Below are 19,582 nucleotides of genomic sequence, written 5' to 3'. Positions count from 1 at the left end.
AGGGCGGGCATCAAAGACGTTTGGAATTCGACCAGAGCAGAGCGCGAACCACTGACGCGATCAGACTCAGGCCAGCCTCGAGGAGCCATCTTGCCCGTGGGACCGCAGTCGCACCCCGACGAGACCCGCACCGATATCGACTCGTCGCGCAGGCACCGCAGCGTCGAGCCCGTCCTCATGGACACTTCTGAGGTCGCTGCGATGCTCAATATGTCCACGAGCTGGGTCTATAGGGAGGCATCGAAACTGGGATTGAAGGGCTACAAGCTCGGCCGAGGCAGGAACGCCAAGGTCCTGTACAAGAGGGCCGAGGTCTTCAAGTGGCTGGAGCAGCAGAAAATCCAGTAGACAGTCCTCACGATGCTCGGCTCCCTGCTCCTGGGCGTCCGCGAGCGGAACATAGACGAGGAGATGGCCATCGGGCTGGTCAATGCCACCCGCAGCGAGGTACAGAGGCTTCGCCTGGAGCTGGAAGACGCCCATGCCCGCCGCGTGCTCGATGGTGACTGGGCTTGGGCCGACACGAAGTGCCGCAGGATCCGTTACGAACTGAGGGCCGCTCAGCCCCTCGTGACAAGGCTGTTCGCCGACGACGGCGAGGGCTCGCTGCCTCTCCCCGCGCCCGTCGGATGACCAGCACACAGGGGCCTGGTACTCGTCCACCGGGAAGGTCAAGCCCGTTCGCTGCCAGGTCCGGGCGGCGAACGGTGCGAAGGCGTGCCAGACGGGTCCTCAGGCGCCGCGCCGCTTCGCCGTCGTCTTCCTGCTCGCGGTGGTCGTCTTGGCCGCGGTCTTCTTCTTCATGAATCCCGTTCGACGCAAGCCGCTGACCTGGGCTGCTGAATCGGCTGGTGGGCTGAGGGCAGTGGTGAGCGGGTGTCGGATTACCGGGCCCATCCGCTCGGGGAACAAAACGGCGCTGTCGGCTGCTCGTTGGGGCGTACACGTTGACGAGCGGTGAGGCATGTGGTGACGGTGAAGGCAGCAGTCGTGAGTTCCTTTGGTGGGCCCGAGGTTCTGGCTCTGGTCGATGTCTCCGACCCGGTGGCCGGCGCGGGAGAAGCGGTGGTCACGGTGGAGGCCAGCGGCGTGGGGTACGTGGACGTCATGGCCCGGCGCGGCGAGTACAGCCCGCTGTCAGTGCCGGGCTTCACCCCCGGAGTGGAGATCGCGGGGGTGGTCACAGAGGTTGGTGAAGGCGTGGACAGCGGCTGGATCGGACGCCGCGTGTTCGCGCAGGTCCAGGGCGGTGGTTATGCGCAGAAAACGCTGGTTGAAGCCGACAGCCTGGCCGCTGTGCCGGAGGGGATCAGTGCGAGTGAGGCCGTAGCCATTGGTGTGAACGGGCTGGTGGCCCGCATCGGCCTCGCGCGGGCCGGTGTCGGTTCGGGCGACTCCGTGGTGGTCCGAGGAGCACGGGGCGGGATCGGTCTCATGGCCGTTCAGCAGGCGGCTGCCCTCGGGGCCGAGGTCACCGCGGTCGTCTCTCGCAGGCGCCCGGACGACCGGCTGGAGGAGTTCGGTGCGTCCCGTGTGGTGCCGTGTGCCGAAGCCGGGGCCTCAGGCGAGTACGACGTCGTCGTCGACACGGTCGGCGGTGACGAAGTCGGCGCGTGGGTCGCCCGGCTGCGACCGAACGGGCGCTTCGTTCTGTGCGGCGCCGCCGGTGGGGTCCCTGACACCAACTTCGGCGAGGTGCTGCTGGAGAACTACCACAAGTCGCCCACATTCATCGCCTTCAGTCTCGGTTCGCTCCCGGGGCCGGCGATCGTCCAGCAGGCCCAGGTCTTGCTTGAGGCTGCTGCAGCAGGGCGACTGCGAGGTGTCGTCCAGGAGGTGCTGCCTCTGGCACAGGCGCACCAGGCTCACGAACTGGTCGAAGGCGGGGGCCTGTTCGGCAAGGTCGTTCTGTCTCCCTGACCCGCGCGTCAGCGAACCTCTTTCATCCTGTGCGCAGGGGTGAAATGGGCTGGCCGGTCGTCCGGCACCCGTCGAGCACTCCGGCCTCGGCCGGCGTGAAAGCGCAGCTGCAGAATCCGACCAGGCGCGCGCCACGTTCGTGCGCCCGCCGCACGGCGGCAAGGACCGCCCCGCATCAGGGTGTGCGGTTCAGGGGAGCAGAGGGTGAAGTCGTAGAGCTCGCGTCCGATTTCGGGTCTGCGCAGGCCGAAGATCTCCGTCGCGCAGCCCAGTTCGAAGGGATTCGAGTTCGCGTCCACGATCACGACGCCCCGGTGCGCTCCTGCCGCGACAGGTGCGTGCGAGGATTCTTTCGGCATGCGCCATTCCTAGTAGGGCTTGGTCAAGTTGGTGCGCGTTCGGGGATGTTGCGGTGACAGGTGGGGCAGGCGCCGGTCCAGAGTGCGAGGAGTATTTGCAGTTCGCGGACGACTTGGTAGAGGCTCAGGCTGACGCCGTTTCTTTTGGGGATCGGGGCATCCGTTGCAGGGTGCAAAACGCGTGGGCGACCGAGACGAGGGTGACGTGGTGGTGCCAGCCGGGCCAGGTGCGGCCTTCGAAGTGGGCCAGGCCCAGGGCCTGTTTCGCCTCGCGGTAGTCGTTCTCGATGCGCCAGCGGAGCTTCGCGGTGCGGACCTGGGTGGCGAGCGGGGTGTTGGCGGGCAGGTTGGACAGCTAGAACTGCACCGGCTCGTTCTCGGTGGCCGGCCACTCGGCCAGCAGCCAGCGCACCGGCAGTTCGGCACCGGCGGTGGCTTTGCGGATCTCACGTCCGGCGGGCCTGATCCGCAGCGCCACGATGCGCGAGTACATGCGCTTGTGTCCGCTGCGGCCGCTGCCCGGACGTGATCCCTTCCGCCACTGCACCGGCCGAGCGGAAGACTTACCGGCCGCGATGACCAAGCTCTTCACCCTCTGGGCCCACTCGGGGTAGGCAGGAGTTGGCGGTCGGCCCCGGCCGGTGTAGCCCGCAGTGCACGTTCGTGCGTCTGCGGGCTGGGCGGTGGTTGTGGTCGAGATGCCGACCACGTAGGTGAGCCCGCGCTCTTCCAGGCCGAGCCGGAAGGCGACGGTGTCCCCGTAGCCTCCGTCGGCGATGACCTGGGGCACCTCGATGCCCCAGGACCGCGTCTCGTCGATCATATCGAGGGCCAGCTGCCACTTCTCGACAGGCCCGACCTCGTCGGGGATCTGGCACTGCGCCCGGCGGGCCACCTTGTCCGCATCGACCCTCGGCGAGGCCGGGTCCCAGCTACCGGGCAGGAACAGACGCCAGTTCACCGCCGCCGAGGCGCCGTTGGACGCCAGGTGCAGTGAGACCCCGCGGCCTGGCAGTTGGTGACCTTGCCCGCCGTCCCCGTGTACTGCCTGGTCACGCACGCCGATGCGTTCCCGTCCTTGAGGAACCCGGTGTCATCGATGATCAGCGCGGTGGGCTTGACGGCCGACTGCATGCGCCACGCGAGACGGGCCCGCACATGCGCCGCCTCCCACGGGCTGGAGGTGACGAAGTGCGCCAGGGCCTGCCGGTTGCCGTCCTCGCCCAGCCGGGCTGCCATCGGCTCCACCGACTTGCGCCCGCCCTCCAACAGCGGACCCCGCAGATAGACCCCGCCCCACCGGCGCTGATCCACCCGCCCGAACGGCTCGAACATCTCCGCCGCGAAATCCTCCAGATCACACCGGACCGCGGCCAACTCATCGACATCCAGCTGCCCGCCTACCGCGACCTCCCGGAGCGCGACCCGGAGGAATGGCACCGGCGCGGGAGCCGTGGCAAGTGCTGGACTGACGGTGCGCGGGTGAACACGCAGCAGGGCGGTCCTGTATTCCGGGCCGCCCTGGCGTTTGATCGGTCCGCTTCCTTGCCGGCGCGGTGCACGCTCAGCGGTCGACAGGGAGTGGCCTGGCAGCCCGACCTGACCCGACTCGCACCGGGCACGGATACGAGCATCGGGGACGGCAGCGAGGTGAGCCTCGCTTTCCCGTGCACGAGGACCGCTCCTTGTGCGTGGCCGTTGACGATTCCGACCGCCTCACCGCGGTGCTCTGACTCCTACCGCAGGTGTTCACACCGAGTACCGGGGGCCTCGTGGCAGACCTGGGTGTAGAGAGGCGGCGCGCCCGTTGCTGTGGCCTCCTTGGCGGCCAGCTGGCGCGCCATTTCTTCTTTCACTGAGGGCGTCGAGATCGCTGATGATCTGGATGCCTCCTTCGACAACGAGGGCCATATCGGCGTAGACGTCCGGAGCGGAGCTCTGCCGACTGCGGTCTTCGCAAGCGCAGGTGCGGTGCCTTTCCTTCGTGCCCGACAGGCCGGTTTTCGTGGCGGCCGATGCGTCGCGGGAGCGTGCGCCGAATTCACTCGAGCCGAAAACTAGGAACCCCCTCACCATCCTTTCAATGCGCAGCAACCTCGGGAGGGGCTGCTGATGTTGGAGCTGTCGAGCTTGCCCCGTTGAAAAGGCCGGTTGCCGCGGGAGTTCCCCTGGAATGCCTTCAATGTTCGCTGACAGTTCTTCGCCGTTCACGAACTCACAAGCTTTCAACTCGTTCATACATCGCGCTGTGAGATGCCGAGTAGCGCGCCGAATTGAGGTCACCGTAAGGGGAGCGGCCGGTGTGGGCTCGCCCCCGTCCCGGTCACTGACAAAAGGGTGGAAGAGGGGTGTGATGGCGGTGCCGGCTGGAGGCTCAGTGGAGCAACAGGGGCGCCGGCTGTTGGAGGCTTCAACTCGGTCCAGGCGGGCGCCGGTGCTACGGAAGTGGCGGGCACGGGCTACATCGCTTCATTTCTGCGTATCGAGGCCGATGGGATCAAACCCAGCACCTCACCGGTGGCCCTCGGCCTGGACACCCTGATGGCCTTACAACTGCGCAACCGCATCGCCCGCAACACGGGCCTGAAGATCCCCACCACGGTGGTGTGGGCCTATCCAACCACCACCGCACTGGCCACCTCACTCCTCAACCGCATCGACCCAGCCAGTCAGGAGTAGACAGATGCCCGACACAGCAAATCGCACGCAGTTCATACTGCTTCGAGGCGGCCCGCGTCACCTCGAACGACTCCACCCTCACCTCGGCGACGACCCGGAAAGGATCGCCGTCCGTCACCTCAATGGCTATGAGCACTACGAAGCCACCGGCGAATACGCATGCGCCGGCGACCAGGAGTTACCCATCTTCGGCTGGATCTACCAGACAAAGATCGCTGAGTAGAACGCGTCTGATCAGCAGGGGACTGCAGGAAGAACAGCTCTTCCAAGAGTTTCGCTGAGTGTCGAAGGCTTGCTCGGCCTCGATCTGGTCAGCAGTTCTGCCGAGGCAGGCTGGTGACGTGTGGCATCGAGCCGACGGACCTGCTGCCGCATTGGGCAGGAGCCTGGTCGAGACCGCGGACTTGGAAGAGCTGTTCCTCTTGAACTGTCTCAACGGCCGGCGCGAGGAAGTGGCGAGGTAGACGCCAGGCTGCTGGCGACGGGGCGGAGAGCCTGGACAAGGTCACCGTATCTACGATGATGCGCCTCCTTTACACCAACGGGCCCCCTCATCCCAGGGGATGCCCAAGCGGGCGGTACGGATCGACGTGTTGACCTCACAGGCCGTACGCGAAGCCCCGCCGGTGGAGTGGCGGGGAAGTGTGTACGGACACGAACGCCCATACGCTGCTGGAACTGTGGTCGCCGTAGTCCGCCTTCTGGGGAGGTCCTAGCCGGCCGCGCACAGTGCCTCCCGCCATCACTGCGCTCTGATCGCCCTTATGAATCTCGCCATCGACTATGCCGACGCGGACGCATCACAGTGCCGACGAGTTGCGATCGACGACGGCGTCGTGAATGAGAGAGGCCGTGCATCAACTCCACTGGGATCGCAGCACCTGCCGCGTTCTTGAGCTCACCGTCCGCCGTAAAAAGATCTTATGCCACTTCGCTTCAGCAAAATCTATACTACTTGCAAGTATTCGGCCAGAGCGGCGCGAATTGGCGACTGTCGATGCTCTCCGCAGTCACCCTCATCGAACAGGTGCGTCCTTAGACCCGTACATGCGTGGGGCCACTTCAGCGAGGCATCGACAGCCTCAGATCATCCTCGGCTTCACTACTGTTGCTGTCCTCCGCCGCCCAAAATGGCCGGTTCACCGGCGGAGACTCGTAAAAACGGCCCCACACAAGAAACAAGATCGATTAAACGACGACACCTCCCTGCTGATCTTTCCTACAGTGATAATTCGGCGAAGACCTTCCTGAGGCACTCGCGCTACGCAGGCGCACACGGACGAAGGCGTCACGAAATCCTGGGATGACATCGGCTGCGGAACCCGATTTCGCCACCGAATAGATCCACTCAGCTTGGAGTAACTCGATACGGGTATCCACTCGGTAGACGTGAACTCGACAGCCCAGACCCCGCTGCGAAGGCATGCCCACGTGAAATTGCGGCCGCCCTCGCTTCACTTCAGCATAGTTGTGAGGATGGCGGACAAGGCTGCGACGACAGCCTGGGAGAGCCATGCCGCAGATGAGCCCGAACCGACAGCTGTCCTCTCTGCTCGCCGAAGCCAATTGGAGAGGCGGTGACCTTGCCCGGGCTGTCAACACGCTTGGCCGCTCCGAAGGCCTGACGCTGCGCTACGACCGCACCTCGGTCGCCCACTGGCTCTCCGGCACCCGTCCACGGCACCCCGCGCCCGCACTCATCGCTCTGGCCCTGTCTCAACGTCTTGAGCGCCATGTCAGCGCAGCGGATGCCGGTCTGGCCCGGCACTCCTCCTACGCGCCGGTTCATGGATTCGACCTTTCGGCGGCTGCCGCCATACGCGCCCTGTCCACCCTCATCCGGGCCGAGGCAGACCCCGCTGGCCAGGCCCAAGAACCCTGCGGCGTCTATGCGCCGCTCGTCCTTCCCGCCCTGAACACGGTCCTCTGCGGATGGAAGTCACCCGCTGCTCACACCAAGGCACCACAAACGGCCGCAGCCGGGATCGAACAGCTCGAGGACATGACGCAGACCTTCGAACGCCTCACTCGCTGCTACGGAGGCGGACACACCCACCCTCTGCTCGCCCTCTACCTTGACCAGAAGGTCCTACCGCTGCTGCGCACCCGCCCCAAGCATCCGCAGCTTCTGTCCTCCGCCGGGCAACTGGTCCACCTTCTGGGCGACGTCGCCAGCGACATTGGTGCCCACGCCCGTGCCCAGCGGTACTACCGCCTTGCCTATGCGTTCGCCCGCCAGGCCAGCCACCGCCACCAGGCCGCCATAGCACTACGCGCATTGTCCTCCCAGGCCACAAGACTGCAGCACCACCGCGACGCGCACCACCTCGCTCAGGCGGCGCTCACCGTCGCAGGGACAGAACGCACCGGCCACTTACACGCCTACCTCCTCTCCCAGGCAGCTCTTACCCACGCACAACGGCACGAGACCCGGCAAGCCCTCGAAGCCCTCACTGCGGCCGAAGCCGCTCACGACCAGCCCGTCAGCGCGACCGGGCCCTTCAACATCTATCCCCGCCCCGCCCTGGACTACCAGCGCGGCCAGACCCTGGCACTTCTCAAGCAACACCAGGATGCCCAAACAGCGTTCGAAGCCGCCATACGCGCCCGGCCCGACGACCAGCACCGCCCCCTGGCCCTCACCCACGCCCGGGCCGCCACCCATCTCATCAACACCGGCTATCTGGAAGCCGCATGCGATCACTGGCACGGCTTCCTTGACCACTACCCCCATCTCCAGTGCGCCTCTGTGTACACCGAATTCACAGCACTCTCCTGCCACTTGTTCCCGTACCGCCGCAATCCCCAAGCCGCCACCCTCCTGGAGCGCGCTAACAGCGGCCTCGGTTCTTCCAAGAATTCCGTGAGTGTTGATCCTTTTCGCGATCCGAAATCGTGAGCAACTGCACGGCGGCAGACTGGTGACGTGTGACGTGCCGATTGAGAAGGTGCTGCCACTGCTGGCCAGGGCACGTCGCGCGGGTGGAGGCTGACGAAGGGGTCCTGCTGGTCACAGCGGTGACCAGAGACGACGACGGCGCCTGCTCCGGGGGCGGGCGGTCCTCGGACTGAGTGCGCTCCCGGTGCGTACGACATGCGGCGGACGAGGCGGTGGGCGGCCACCTGGTGGTGATCGACCTGTCGGCGCGGTGGTCGTACTGCGAGACCCTGACTGCCCAGAGCCGACATTCGCCGAGCAAGTGCAAGGTCTAGCGGAGCGCTTGCAGCGGGGCGCGCCCGCGTTGCGTCGGGTGGTGGCGGCTTTCTCGGTGGCGCTGGCCGCCCTGCACTTGATGGTGAGCGTTACGCCATTGCTCGGCTGAGCCGCTGTCCTGGACGCTATCAAGGGCCAAGCACCCAGGAGTGCTGGCACCGGGTCCAGACCTGCTCGACCAGGGCGCTGGCCTGATCGAGTGCGCCCGCCGCCTGCGGCTGTCCTTGAACACGATCAAGCGCTGTGCCCGGGCCGAGAAGCCCGAACGGATGCTCCGCATCCCCCAGTACCGGCCTACCTTGGTCGATCCCGACCGCGAACATCTGCGCTAACGCCGGGCCGAGGAATCGGGGCGCAGCCACATCTTCCCCACGCCGACTCGCCCGCATGCTCCTGTGCCGACCTGTCAAGCTCGGCGCCGCGCGCCAAGTCCTCCTCGACCGGCTGAGCGCCGCCTGCCCCGAGATGACCATCCTCGCCGAGCGGGGCCGCGCTGTTGCCGGCCTGCTGGCGTTGGTCGGCGGCAACGCCCGGGAGCTGACCGGTTGGATCACCCGGACCCGTGCCGCCGGCCTGCCTTAGCTGCACTTCTTCGCCACCGGCCTGAACGCGACCGCGTGGCCGTTGACGTCGCCCTCACTCTGTCCTGGCACAACAGCCGCAGCGAAGAGGCGAATCAAACTCATCACGCGGGTCAGACGTACGGCCGCGCCGGACACGCTCTGCTCCGCCAGCGCGTGCTGCTCAGCTGGCGCCCCAAGCGGGTCGACCAGCGCCTGCAAAATTCTTGGAAGACCCGATCATTCAACACTCCCGAACCGGGCCGAACTCGCCGCCGAGACCCGCCGGTCCTTCGCAGGGCCAACGCCAGCAGCCATGCATCGTCCGCGGTTATCGGCGGTCCGCATGTTCGCTAGTCCTGGGCGAGAACCCCAGGCGTTTCTGATCAATAGCGTGATCCACCGGGGCGGAATTGAACGGGCGGTGATGGAGGGATATTAGGCGACTCAGTTCTGGCGTGAATCTGGTGATCGAGCCCTCGCCCACGTTGGCCGGAAAATGGGTTGATCGGACCCTATTAAGTCCGCGACCATCTTGGGTGGAGCGTTAGTGCGCCTTGTCCTGGAAGAAGGTAGGCCGCCGATGCCGAACTCCCAGCCCGACCCCCTTCTTCACATGGAAGGAAATGTGACGACGGTCCGCGTCAAAGAGGGACCACGCGGCAGAGGCTCCGTCGAACTTTCCTTCTTTGCGGCCGGCAAACTGGGAGGGGTGGACGTTGAGGCAGCGTTCACCTATGACGCCGAGGTCATCTCATCGCGCGTATTCGTCGGCACCGGATCCATCCTAGTCCGATCCGACGACGGCACGTCGACCGCTTTCATTCGGGCTCGAGGCGCGGCACTCAGGGGCTTCAACGACCTGAAAATGGAATGGCGCGCCAGCGGAGCTCTGGAGAGCGACTCGGATGTCTTCGCTGCCTGGAACCGCCTGCCGTTGGAATTCACCGTCTGGGTCGAATTCAACCGTGAGGTCACCGTGCACGGCGCCCTCTGGACCACGCCTTCCCCACGTCCGATCCGCGTCACAGAAGCAGAGCGGGCACCTGCCGAGACGAATCCCGACTTCAGGAGGCCCAGTGCGCTCGGCTGAGTTATGGACGCGCCGGGCGGAGCTGATGAGCTCCTCTGAGATTGCCTCGTGGCATGACTGCTGAGGGGCCTGACCGGCGATGCCAGGCGGCGGAGGAAAGGGAGCTTCTAGGACTCATATTTGCGTGGGCGGATTTCATCGACCAGGGCAGATTTGACGCTGCAGCCGCCCTCCTCGCCAGCGCGGAGATAGCCATCGACGACAAACCCCCAGTGAGAGGAGTGCGGCAAATCGAGGAACTCCTCCACCGCGTCATTGAAATATATCCCGACGGCACTCCACGCACGCACCACATGACAACTAATTCAGTGGTTAAATTTTCTGACGAGACGCGGACGGCGACTGCAAAGTCGTACTTCACGGTTTTTCAGGATGCGACACGACTTCCCCTTCAACCCATCGCGGCGGGCAGATACGTCGACGCGTTCCGATACGTTGAGAATTCCTGGCATTTCGTCCGCCGCCACATCATCTTCACCCTGGTCGGAGATCTGACCCGTCACATATCCCTGTAGGAGACGTCCGGCCCGCCCCCGCAGCGGATTCCGCTCCGAAACTCCTGCCTGATCATCATCAGAGTTGCCCCCACCCAGACCCGTGAAGGGCTACGCCATGACTGACAAGACCGTGGTTCTCATACCCGGCACCGTGCTGCCGCCCGTCCACGGTGCTCTCGCCGCGTGCGCGACCAGGCTCGATGTAGCGGGAGCGCTGCACGATATCGACATGGTCGGGGTTGGCTTCGGATGCCGTCCGCTCGCTCCGTATCTCTTCGGGACTGGTCCCGACCTGCCGGACCTGAGGCCGGAGGAGGTGTACCTGACGTTGTTGGGCTACTCCCTGGCCGGCTGGAAGTCTGTGCGGTCCCAGGGGGTGGAACCGCAGGCATTCGTCGGCCAGAGCGTGGGGGAACTGTGGTCGATGGTGGCGGCCGGAATGATCAGTGCGACGGACGGCGCACGACTGGCATGTCTGCGCAGCTCCTGCCTGACCGCAGAGGGTTGGAAGGGGTCGATGACCGCTGTCACAGCCGGCGCGGACGCTGTGCGGGGGCTTATCTCAGCGGTCGATCATCCGGATCTCGCCCTGGCCGGCGTCAACGCCCCCCAACGATCCGTGGTGAGTGGCCCGGAGGAGGCGTTGACAGTGATCGAGCGGCTGTTCTCGTCGCTCGGCTGGAATCACGCACGTATCGACGTGCCCCATGCCACGCACAGCCCAGGGGTTGCCGGGGCCGCGCGGGCATTCCTCGCCACCGCTCCCGTGGTCCGCACGCATGCCCCCCGGTACCCCGTCTACTCCCCCACCGCGCGCCGTTTCCTCGGCGCGGGGGACGATCCGGTCGAGTTGGTCACAGCCGCGCTCACGCTTCCGGTTCTCCTGCACGACGCCCTCCTCACCCTGCACTGTCGGGGCGTGGTGGGCTTCGTGGAGTGCGGAGAGGCCGAGGTCGCATCGAAATTCGTCCGGGAGAGCCTGACAGGCGCTGCGGTCCGACTGGCTCTGGAGCCTTCGAAATCAGACACCGATAAGGGGCGCAGCAAAGAAGCCGAGGCGCCGGTTCACGCCTCGAGCGGACCTCAGGTACGGCAGCCGGCGGTACGACAGGATCCTCCGACGGCCGTTGCCGATGCCCAGGCGGCGGTAAGCACCGAGCCCGCACCACCCCCGAAGAGGCCCACGGGCGCCGAGGAGGACTCACCGTCAGCATCCGGCGGAGCTGAACCCGCCAGTCAGCCACCGGAACCGGACCAGGGGGCAGCAAACGATCGGGAGGGCATCCTTAAGCAACTGCGCGAACTTTACGCGCAGGAGCTCGAATATCCCGAGGAACTGCTGGAGGAGGACGCTGCGCTCGAGGCCGAACTGGGTGTGGAGTCACTTCGGCAGATGCGCCTGCTCGCGAAAATGCAGGAAGTCCTGCTCCCCGGCGCGCCCCCCGTTCGCCTCCGCCTCGCGGACCACCAGACCATCGGTCAAATCGCCGATTTCGTGGTTGCCGCCCGCGCCTGACCGATGCTGTCCCCCGGCTCGGCGGAGCACCGGACCGCCGCGAAATGATGTGGAGAAATGCTGCTATGTCTCTGACTCCCGCCGGAGAATACGACGACGACCAGGCGGTCGCCGTGGTCGGCATCAGCGCCGCGCTCCCCGGTTCCACCGACACCGATGAGGTCTGGGAAACCATCTGCTCGGGCGACAACGTCTTCGCGCCCCCCGTCACCTACGACTTGGCGCATTTCGACAGTGCGGCGCTCGAGGGCTGCGGCGGCATCTACGTAGACCGAGTCGGGTGCTTCCGCGGCGAGTCGCTGGACCCGCGCATAGGAGAGGCCGTCAGTGAGGGGACCTGGCCTCCTGATGTGAACCCCAGTTCCGCGCTGTTGCGGCACTGCCTGCTCGGCGCACTCGACGGTGTCCGCCGCCATGAGAAGGACCGGTATGTGTGCGTTACCGCGTTCAGCGGCGAGGCGACCTCGACGCACCTCGACGGTCCGATGACTGCCAAGGCGTACCTGCGGCTGCTGGCGCGTCGGACAGCGAACCGCGAGGACGCAGATTGGTTGCTGGAGTCCGCACGGCACGCCCTGTCCGGAACCTACCCCCGGCGCCCGGAGGATCAGCGCGGGGCGCTGGCTCCCGCATACGCGAGTCAAGCGATTTCCGGACTGCTGCCCTCCCAGACGCCTCTCGTCGTCGTGGATTCCGCGTGTGCAAGCGGTCTCCACGCGCTGGACCAAGCAATCGCGATGCTGAGGGGCGGAAGCTATGACATCGCGGTGTGCGGCTCTGCCGTACTCATGGACCCCGCGCACATCGCCATGTTCTGCGAGGTCGGAGCACTGACGCACACCCCCGAGCGACTGCGGATCTACGACGAATCGTCCGACGGCACCCTCACCGGGGACGGGGCCACGGCGGTCGTCCTGAAAACGCTGGCACGCGCCCGCGCCGACGGAGACCGCATTCACGGCGTGCTCCTGGGCACAGGACTGTCGTCGGACGGCCGCAGCGTGTCGGTCCACGCCCCGGGGCATTCCGGCCAGACCCTCGCCATCGAGCGCGCCTGGTCCACGGCAGGAGTCCGCCCCGGAGACGTCGACTGGGTGGTAGGTCATGGCACAGGAACACGGGTCGGCGATGACGTGGAGATCACCGTACTGCGTGACCTCTTCGGGGAGCGGGACGGTACCTGCCTCCTGACGTCCAACAAGGGAACGTTCGGGCACACGGGGTCGAACGCCGGCCTCCTCTCACTCCTCCACGTACTGCTGGCCCTGCGTCACGAAAAGATCCCCGGACAGCCCGCGCTACGCACCCCTCGGTCCGTGGAAGGGGGCTTGGGGAGCGTGAAGATACCCCCGGCCGACACAGCGTGGCCCGCCCGTACCGGCACGGTCAGAATCGCAGGTATCTCGTCGTTCGGGCTGGGCGGCTCCAACGCCCACGCGGTGATCGCCGGTCCTGAGCTGCTGCACGCCCGCCGGGAGACCCAGCCCAGCCGCACCGGGCAGAACGGCCCGCGCCCCTCGGACGAGCACGTGGTCGTCGTCGCCCACGCGCCGCTCTTTCCCGGCCGTGACGACAAGGCGGTCGACGCCTGGCTCGACGGCTCGGGCCCCCCGCCAGCAGCCTCGTTCGGAGCGACGTTCCCTCTGCTCCCCCCTACCCAGCTCAAGATCCCGCCCACCGTCGCCCGGCACATGGACCGAGCCCAGCTCATGGCGGTCGAGGTCGCCAACAAGGTCCTCGCCCCGCTCGGTGACGCCAGTAAGAGCCTTGCCCTCACCACGGGAGTAGTGGTGACGGGGGCCGCCCCGCCCCGACACCTCATGGACATCAACCTGCGCCTCTATCTGGGCCAAGCCATCGCCGCGTTTCGACGGCTACCCGATGAAGACCTCGCACACGAGATCACCGAGCTACTCACGGCGGAGGTCATGGAGGCCGCACCGCCTCTGGGGCCGGACGACTTCGCCGGCATCACGTCCTCGGTCCTTGCCGGTCGGGTCGCCAACTACCTCGACCTGCGCGGCCCCAACGTCGCCATGCACGCCGCCGCTGACAGCAGCATCCAGGCCATCGACACCGCCATGCGCTACCTGGAGCAACACATCTGCGACGCCGTGATGGTGATCGGCGTCCAGTCCAACACGCTCCCCGAATGGTCAGCGCTGCTGAACACCGTCAACCAGTCCTCCTCCGAGCTCGCCGAAGGCGCAGCGGCATTCCTCCTCACTCGCGACGGCACCGCAGCCGAATACGCGCTGCCGCGGCTCGCACGTGTGGAGCGCGCCACTGCCTCGTCCCGCCCGACCGCGGCCCAGGAGGCAGAACCGCTGCAATCGGCAAACCGCACCTACTGGGGAGCCGACGGTGCGGTGGCACTGCTCCACAGTCTGTCCCGCCGACGGCCGGCAGCACTCAAGCCTTCGCTCCCCGGCCTGCCAGCCCTGCTCATATCCCCCACGGAGAAGCAAGCGGAGGAGAAAGCGGCTGACACCTCGGTCGACGACGGGGAGGCCATGCGACTGGAACTCGTCGATCGGCCACTGCTCCCCGGATCCTCGACGCTCGAAGAACCGACAGAGGGAATCCTCGTCGTCACCGACGATGCCGAACTGGCTGCGGCCTCCGGTGCCGCCGAGGGACAGGTCGTGTTCTGCCCCGCCCCGATCGGACTCCCGGGAGCCGTCACCGTCACCCCGGACACAATGCGGGCCAAGTTCGACGCACTGCCCTTCACCCCACACCGGGTCACCTTCCTGGCGCGGATCAGCCCGGACGACATGCGCGATCCGGACCGGATCGAGAACCTTCACGATCTGCTCCTCACAGTCCTCCAAGCCTGCGCGACATCGACACCCGCGCCCCAAGGCGTCACCCTGCTGCTCGTCAACGCCGTCGACGGACGCACACCGCACCCGCTGTCCGGTCTCTTCTCCGGGACCCTGCGCTCCGCAGCCACCGAACTGCCCGAAACGCACTGCGTCAGCGTTCTCGTCGGTGATCTGCCCGCCGTTGACGCCCTGCGGATCATGCACGACGAACAGTCTGCGTCGCCGCCCGGCGGGCTCGTCGTCCATGGCCAGACCCGCATGGTCCCCGGCCTCCAGCCCGCACGCCCCACCCGCACGCGCTCCACCAATCCACTGGGGCCCGACGCCGTGGTGGTCGCCGTCGGAGGAGCCCACGGCATCACCAAAGAGATTCTGACGGACATCGCCGCCCGGCACACCCCCGAAATCCATATTCTGGGACGGACTACACCCCTGGAAGACCTCACATCCGTGCCCGACCGGCGCACCTTCATCCTGCAGCGCCACGCCGAGCAACCGGATCTGACCGTAGGTCAAATCAAACGAGAACATCATCAAACGCTCCGCGCGCGCGACACCCGAGACAATCTCCGCCGAATCGGTGAAGCAGGCACCCCGGACCGTGTGCACTACACCACCTGCGACATCACGGACGCTGAAGATCTCAGCAATGCAATGCGGCAGATCATCGCGAAACACGGCCGCATCGACCTGCTCATCAACGCCGCCACCGTGGTCCGTCCGCGCGCTCTTCCCGAGAAGGACCTCACCGATTTTCGCAAGGTTCGCTCCATCAAGGTCCGCGGGTACCTCAACCTCCGACGAGCCCTGTCCGACCACCCACCCGGAATCTGGTGCAACTTCGCCTCACTGGGCGTCATGTTCGGTACCCCCGGAGACAGCGACTACATCGCGGCCAACGAGTTCCTGACCTGGGCGAGCGGCGACGGTGGCACCGACGCCGAGATGAGCATCATCTGGTCGCCATGGCGGGACGTCGGAGTTCTCAATCTCCCTGGCATGACCGAGAATCTGACGGATCTCGGCTGGACCACGCTCATCGGCAAGGAACTAGGCATACGCCAGTTCCACAAGGCGATTTCGGCATACACAGACGAACGTCGCCTCATCTTCGTTCGCGACGCCGAACGGGGCATGCTGATGGAGCGCCAGGGATTCGGCTGTGATGAGGAAACCCTGCGGCGAACGGCCGCCGAACCTCGCCAGCCCACCCCACGCGATGGGCTGGCAACAGTCCTGAGGCAGGAATCATGACAGAAGACCAGGTGCTCCTGGCGGGCGTAGGACAGTGGATTCCTGCACGGCTCAGCACAGCGGACGCCGTCGCCGGCGGCCTGCTCAACGACGCCGAGCGCGACCGCAGCGGAGTCGTCTCCAGTAGCGTCACCCCCGACACGGAACTTCCCGCGATGGCTGCACGCGCCGCTCTCGACGCTTACTCCCACGCCGGACTCCCGGCACGCCCCCACACACTGCTCTACGCTGTGGCAGGTACAGACGACTGGACTCCCTTCGACTATCTCCAACGCCTACTGCGCGCTCCCGAAGCTCTCGCGTGCCGGGTAAACGCCGCGTCCAACTCGGCACTGGCAGCGATCGCACTCGCCACCTCCCGGACAACGTCTGAGAAGTCAGAGGGCACCAGTCTCATCGTGGCCGCACACTCACTGTCTTCACTGTCGGTGGACCGTTGGCGCAACAGCACGGGATGGATAGGCGGTGACGGCGCCGCGGCGATCGTCCTGAGCGCACACGACGGATTCGCCTCCCTGCAAGGCACGAGCCACCTCACCCAACCGGCGCCCGCCTCCCACTTCCTGAACCGCCAGAACGATGGACGCGCCGGTCGCCGAACGGCGACCAAAACGGCAGCAGTACCCACCACATCAGTCCAGGATGCCGCCGCTGCGGTGATGGAGGCCGCACTCACGAGTGCCAGACTCCGCGCCGCAGACATCAGCCACCTAGCTATGCCATTCTTCGAGCACGCCGTGGTGAAGGCACTGTTCGCAGACCCACTAGGCCTCCCCATGAGCCGCACGTCCTGGGAACTCGGAAGAACCGTGGGACACGTAGGCCCATGTGATCCGCTCCTGGGACTCAAATTCATGGTCGATAACGGCCGCCTACGGATCGGTGACAACGTGATGATGGTCAGCCTAGGATCGTCGTTCACCTGTCAGATCTGGCAGATCACCGAAACGCCCGCGAAAGCCCCCATTCGCAATCCCATCACACTTTGAGACACCCCGAAGTTCTCGGACAGTGGTCCCGTTCGACCTGATGGCCGTGGACGAAGCCCACCGCACGTCAGGTGACGCTGAGAAGGCGCGGGCGGCCGTGCACGACGGTGCTTCCGGCTCGTGCAACACCTCGACCACGGCGGCCGGGTTCCCCTGGAATCCGGGGAGGTCGTGGTCCAGGGCGAAAACCTCGGACGGTGGGTGCAGGGCTGCCGGTTCGGATGGGATGCGCTGCTGCCCGCAGCAGTGGCTGCCGGAGAACGTCCTCGGGCTCGAACCGGCGGAGGAGTCGGAGCGGCCGGTATCTCCTCGATGGTGGTGTCGCCCATCAGCGTCTCCTTGATCACCGGATCCGCCGATCATTGGACACTCCCGCGAGGCCCGGGCCGCCAGGGTACGTACGTTGTCCCGCCTCTCCCGCACGGCGGGCGGGCAACGGTTTTCAGGCGGGCGTGGCCTGTCTTCAAATTTCAATCCGCGGTCCCGGAGGCCCGAGCCACTGTGGGCAGTGCTCCTCAAGCGAGGAAGTCAACGCGGTCGATGAGGCCGTCGCGCACCCGGTAGGCCACCAGGACCGGTGGGTACCGTCGCGGCACCGGCCCGGTTCTCGGTCTTGACCTGGTCCGGCAGGTCACGCCGTGTGCGTACCGGGGAGAGGAGAACCGGCAGGAAGCCAAGCATCAGGCAGACGGCCCCCGCCCATAGGGCCATGCGCGGGCTGGCGAGTTCTCCGATGAGGCCGGCAAGGGCGGCGCCTACTGCCAGCGCTCCACTCAGCATGCAGCGGAAGGTGGCGTTCATGCGGCCGAGGAGCGGTGCGGGGGTCAGGCGTTGCCGGAGGGTGATGGCGAGAACGTTGTCGGTACCGATCTTGATGGTGATGAGCAACCGTCCCGCACCGGCCGCCCAGAGCCCCGGCCCGCGGTCGAGCAAGGGGATCAGCAGCGCAGCCGGAGCCGTGCACAGACCGCTGAGGGCCAGGACTTTCCCGTAACCGGCGCGTGCCGCCAGCGGGCGGGCGCAGAGAGCCCCGAGCAGAATCCCTGTCCTGAGGGAGCAGCTGCCAGTGGCCGTAGCCGAGGAACTGCCCGGCGCGCATATGGGCGCCGATCCAGTCCGGATTCGCGCTGCGCAAGGCGACCTGGAGGCGGACTCGCCTGCCCTGGATGAGGACGGGCTGGGCTGCGACGTACTTGACCACGTAGGTGAGCTTGCCCCCGCTGACGCCGCTGGCGGTCGCGGCCGGGCCCCATACCGCGTGCGGGATGCTGCGCGCGGTTCCGTCGACGAGGGCCTGGGCGAGCGTGGCGGCACGGGCGCGGCCGTGGCAGAACTCCTCCCAGGCGATGCTGTGCTGGCCGCCGGGCGCTACCGCGCGAAAGTCGGCGAGGACGTCGGGGTCCTGGTGGAAGTCCTCCAGGAGCTGGACGATGCGGCGGGCCGAGGCGATCGCCGGCCCAGCCGTTCGGCTCGTGGGCCGCTTCCCGCCGCCGCTCTTCCTGCCGGGCCGTGCCACCGACGGGCCGCTCGGTGTTCTCGGCGACGCCGAGCGGGCAACGTCCGGGCACAGCAGCCGCCACTGTCCATTGCGGCGCACCACGGTTCCCTGGGAGCCCTGGACCAACTCCGTGCCACGCCGGTCCAGATCGAACCGGCACATCTGGGTGTGTTCGGTCCCCGGCTTCTTGGAGTAGTGCGAGCTGCGGGACTCCGGGTTGTCGGCGTTGCCGGAACTGGCGTACACCGGGATGCCGCAGCCGCCGCAGAACAACGGTTTGGCGTAGGGCGGCTGCGGCTTGACGTCGATGGCCTCCGGCCCGTACCGATCACCGAGCGCATCCGCGACGTCGGGAATCCGTACGCCCTGCTTCTTCTCCGGCTTCGCCATCACCGCCCCCTTCATCCACCTGACACACCCCAGGTGATCACGCAACGGCTCGGCAGAACAGACCGCGTCCGCCCCGGTCCCAGGAGGTGGAACGCTTCGGGAGTGATCGGGTCCGCCTCACGGAGTGAGGTCCAGAACACGCACCGGCCGGCCCTCCCACTGCGCAGGGGCGGTGGTGGCGATGACGGCGCCATCTGACACGCATCGCCACCCTGCCCGGGTGGCCTCCACGAGCGCCGAGCCCGTCTGTCATCGTCGTGCGCACGGCGCCGTTATGGCCCACTGCTCGGTCGCCGCCACCGAGGAAGCAGGGATCTACCGTCCAGCCCCGGACGCGGGGAAGATGGCCCCGTGACTGCGGGTGAGATTGCCGGCGAGGTGATCGCGTTACTGGGGGGGGGCGGCCTGGGGGCACTCACGGGCGTGCTGCTCGTGCGCGACCGGCTGCGGCTGGGCCACGAGGGCGTCGTCGTGCACGGATTCATCGCCGGCTCGCGCGAGACGGGCAGGGCGCAGGGCGACCAGCTCTACGCGCCCGAGGTGCGCTTCACCACGCGTGAGGGCCGCGACGTGACCCACCTGACGATGGACCGTTCGCACCGCCCCTGGCAGGCGGGGCGGCCAGTGGTGGTGCGCTACCGTCCGGACAAGCCCGAGGACGTCGTGATCGGCGATCACGTGCCCGTCGCCGGCTGGTTCCTGATCACCTGCCTGTTCGTGGTGATCGGTGTGGCCGGCGCTTCCGGGCTGGTGTGGACCCTGGCCGGTCACGGCTAACCGGCCTG

General features: G+C 66.7%; 14 protein-coding genes and 2 pseudogenes. 13 read left to right on the top strand and 3 right to left on the bottom strand.

Annotated elements, in window-relative coordinates; genetic code table 11:
* Positions 1-96 precede the first annotated feature (96 nt).
* The 3 genes from ACIO9J_RS20725 to ACIO9J_RS20715 all read left to right on the top strand — a co-directional run bounded on the left by ACIO9J_RS20725 (position 97) and on the right by ACIO9J_RS20715 (position 1,920).
* Positions 97-348, top strand: a complete 252-nt coding sequence (locus tag ACIO9J_RS20725) for a helix-turn-helix domain-containing protein (protein WP_402001314.1) — start codon at positions 97-99, stop codon at positions 346-348.
* A gap of 12 nt (positions 349-360) precedes the next feature.
* A complete protein-coding gene (locus ACIO9J_RS20720) occupies positions 361-633 on the top strand; it encodes a hypothetical protein (protein ID WP_402001311.1) in 273 nt (90 codons plus the stop codon).
* Positions 634-966: 333 nt separating this feature from the next.
* Positions 967-1,920, top strand: coding sequence for a zinc-binding alcohol dehydrogenase family protein (locus tag ACIO9J_RS20715; RefSeq protein ID WP_402001308.1), 954 nt, complete (start codon positions 967-969; stop codon positions 1,918-1,920).
* Between the two features lie 55 nt (positions 1,921-1,975).
* Here the strand turns inward: ACIO9J_RS20715 and ACIO9J_RS20710 are convergent.
* Both ACIO9J_RS20710 and ACIO9J_RS20705 read right to left on the bottom strand, forming a co-directional pair.
* Positions 1,976-2,279 (bottom strand): annotated as a pseudogene (locus ACIO9J_RS20710) (AraC family transcriptional regulator); the annotation flags it as partial.
* A 124-nt stretch (positions 2,280-2,403) separates the two neighbouring features.
* Positions 2,404-3,614 (bottom strand): annotated as a pseudogene (locus ACIO9J_RS20705) (IS701 family transposase).
* 1,110 nt (positions 3,615-4,724) lie between these two features.
* Here ACIO9J_RS20705 and ACIO9J_RS20700 point away from each other — a divergent pair.
* From ACIO9J_RS20700 to ACIO9J_RS20660, 9 genes are all read left to right on the top strand, one after another.
* On the top strand, positions 4,725-4,958 hold the full coding sequence (locus tag ACIO9J_RS20700) for an acyl carrier protein (protein WP_402001305.1): 234 nt from the start codon (positions 4,725-4,727) through the stop codon (positions 4,956-4,958).
* A gap of 4 nt (positions 4,959-4,962) precedes the next feature.
* Complete coding sequence (locus ACIO9J_RS20695) at positions 4,963-5,181, top strand: DUF5988 family protein (RefSeq protein ID WP_402001302.1); 219 nt, start codon at positions 4,963-4,965, stop codon at positions 5,179-5,181.
* A 1,290-nt stretch (positions 5,182-6,471) separates the two neighbouring features.
* Complete coding sequence (locus ACIO9J_RS20690; RefSeq protein ID WP_402001299.1) at positions 6,472-7,857, top strand: tol-pal system YbgF family protein; 1,386 nt, start codon at positions 6,472-6,474, stop codon at positions 7,855-7,857.
* 702 nt (positions 7,858-8,559) lie between these two features.
* Entirely contained in the window at positions 8,560-8,754 is a 195-nt protein-coding gene (locus ACIO9J_RS20685) for a hypothetical protein (protein ID WP_402001297.1), read from the top strand.
* Positions 8,755-9,315: 561 nt separating this feature from the next.
* Entirely contained in the window at positions 9,316-9,825 is a 510-nt protein-coding gene (locus ACIO9J_RS20680) for a hypothetical protein (protein WP_402001294.1), read from the top strand.
* Between the two features lie 53 nt (positions 9,826-9,878).
* Positions 9,879-10,340: a nuclear transport factor 2 family protein gene (locus ACIO9J_RS20675; RefSeq protein WP_402001291.1), complete on the top strand. Its 462-nt coding sequence runs from the start codon at positions 9,879-9,881 to the stop codon at positions 10,338-10,340.
* A gap of 97 nt (positions 10,341-10,437) precedes the next feature.
* Complete coding sequence (locus ACIO9J_RS20670) at positions 10,438-11,838, top strand: acyltransferase domain-containing protein (protein WP_402001288.1); 1,401 nt, start codon at positions 10,438-10,440, stop codon at positions 11,836-11,838.
* A gap of 65 nt (positions 11,839-11,903) precedes the next feature.
* Positions 11,904-15,920, top strand: coding sequence for an SDR family NAD(P)-dependent oxidoreductase (locus tag ACIO9J_RS20665; protein ID WP_402001285.1), 4,017 nt, complete (start codon positions 11,904-11,906; stop codon positions 15,918-15,920).
* Positions 15,917-16,909: a 3-oxoacyl-[acyl-carrier-protein] synthase III C-terminal domain-containing protein gene (locus ACIO9J_RS20660; protein ID WP_402001282.1), complete on the top strand. Its 993-nt coding sequence runs from the start codon at positions 15,917-15,919 to the stop codon at positions 16,907-16,909. The genes ACIO9J_RS20665 and ACIO9J_RS20660 overlap by 4 nt, the downstream gene beginning before the upstream one ends.
* 631 nt (positions 16,910-17,540) lie before the next feature.
* Here the strand turns inward: ACIO9J_RS20660 and ACIO9J_RS20655 are convergent.
* The gene (locus ACIO9J_RS20655) at positions 17,541-18,797 is read right to left on the bottom strand and encodes a hypothetical protein (RefSeq protein WP_402001279.1); all 1,257 of its coding nucleotides are present in this window, start codon (positions 18,795-18,797) and stop codon (positions 17,541-17,543) included.
* Between the two features lie 351 nt (positions 18,798-19,148).
* Here ACIO9J_RS20655 and ACIO9J_RS20650 point away from each other — a divergent pair, with 351 nt between their 5' ends.
* Positions 19,149-19,574: a DUF3592 domain-containing protein gene (locus tag ACIO9J_RS20650; RefSeq protein ID WP_402001276.1), complete on the top strand. Its 426-nt coding sequence runs from the start codon at positions 19,149-19,151 to the stop codon at positions 19,572-19,574.
* The last annotated feature ends 8 nt before the right edge of the window (positions 19,575-19,582 follow it).

The organism is Streptomyces sp. NPDC087300, from assembly GCF_044744425.1.
Lineage (GTDB): Bacteria > Actinomycetota > Actinomycetes > Streptomycetales > Streptomycetaceae > Streptomyces.
Note: the sequence above shows the minus strand (reverse complement) of the source record. Positions and strands in the feature narration are given on the sequence as shown.

What these genes read in the sequence shown, in the direction of transcription:
- ACIO9J_RS20720 (WP_402001311.1), top strand. Translation starts at nt 361, where the DNA reads ATGCTCGGCTCCCTGCTCCTGGGCGTCCGCGAGCGGAACATAGACGAG.
- ACIO9J_RS20680 (WP_402001294.1), top strand. Translation starts at nt 9,316, where the DNA reads ATGCCGAACTCCCAGCCCGACCCCCTTCTTCACATGGAAGGAAATGTG.
- ACIO9J_RS20675 (WP_402001291.1), top strand. Translation starts at nt 9,879, where the DNA reads ATGACTGCTGAGGGGCCTGACCGGCGATGCCAGGCGGCGGAGGAAAGG.
- ACIO9J_RS20670 (WP_402001288.1), top strand. Translation starts at nt 10,438, where the DNA reads ATGACTGACAAGACCGTGGTTCTCATACCCGGCACCGTGCTGCCGCCC.
- ACIO9J_RS20665 (WP_402001285.1), top strand. Translation starts at nt 11,904, where the DNA reads ATGTCTCTGACTCCCGCCGGAGAATACGACGACGACCAGGCGGTCGCC.
- ACIO9J_RS20660 (WP_402001282.1), top strand. Translation starts at nt 15,917, where the DNA reads ATGACAGAAGACCAGGTGCTCCTGGCGGGCGTAGGACAGTGGATTCCT.
- ACIO9J_RS20695 (WP_402001302.1), top strand. Translation starts at nt 4,963, where the DNA reads ATGCCCGACACAGCAAATCGCACGCAGTTCATACTGCTTCGAGGCGGC.
- ACIO9J_RS20690 (WP_402001299.1), top strand. Translation starts at nt 6,472, where the DNA reads ATGCCGCAGATGAGCCCGAACCGACAGCTGTCCTCTCTGCTCGCCGAA.
- ACIO9J_RS20685 (WP_402001297.1), top strand. Translation starts at nt 8,560, where the DNA reads ATGCTCCTGTGCCGACCTGTCAAGCTCGGCGCCGCGCGCCAAGTCCTC.
- ACIO9J_RS20655 (WP_402001279.1), bottom strand. Translation starts at nt 18,797, where the DNA reads ATGGCGAAGCCGGAGAAGAAGCAGGGCGTACGGATTCCCGACGTCGCG.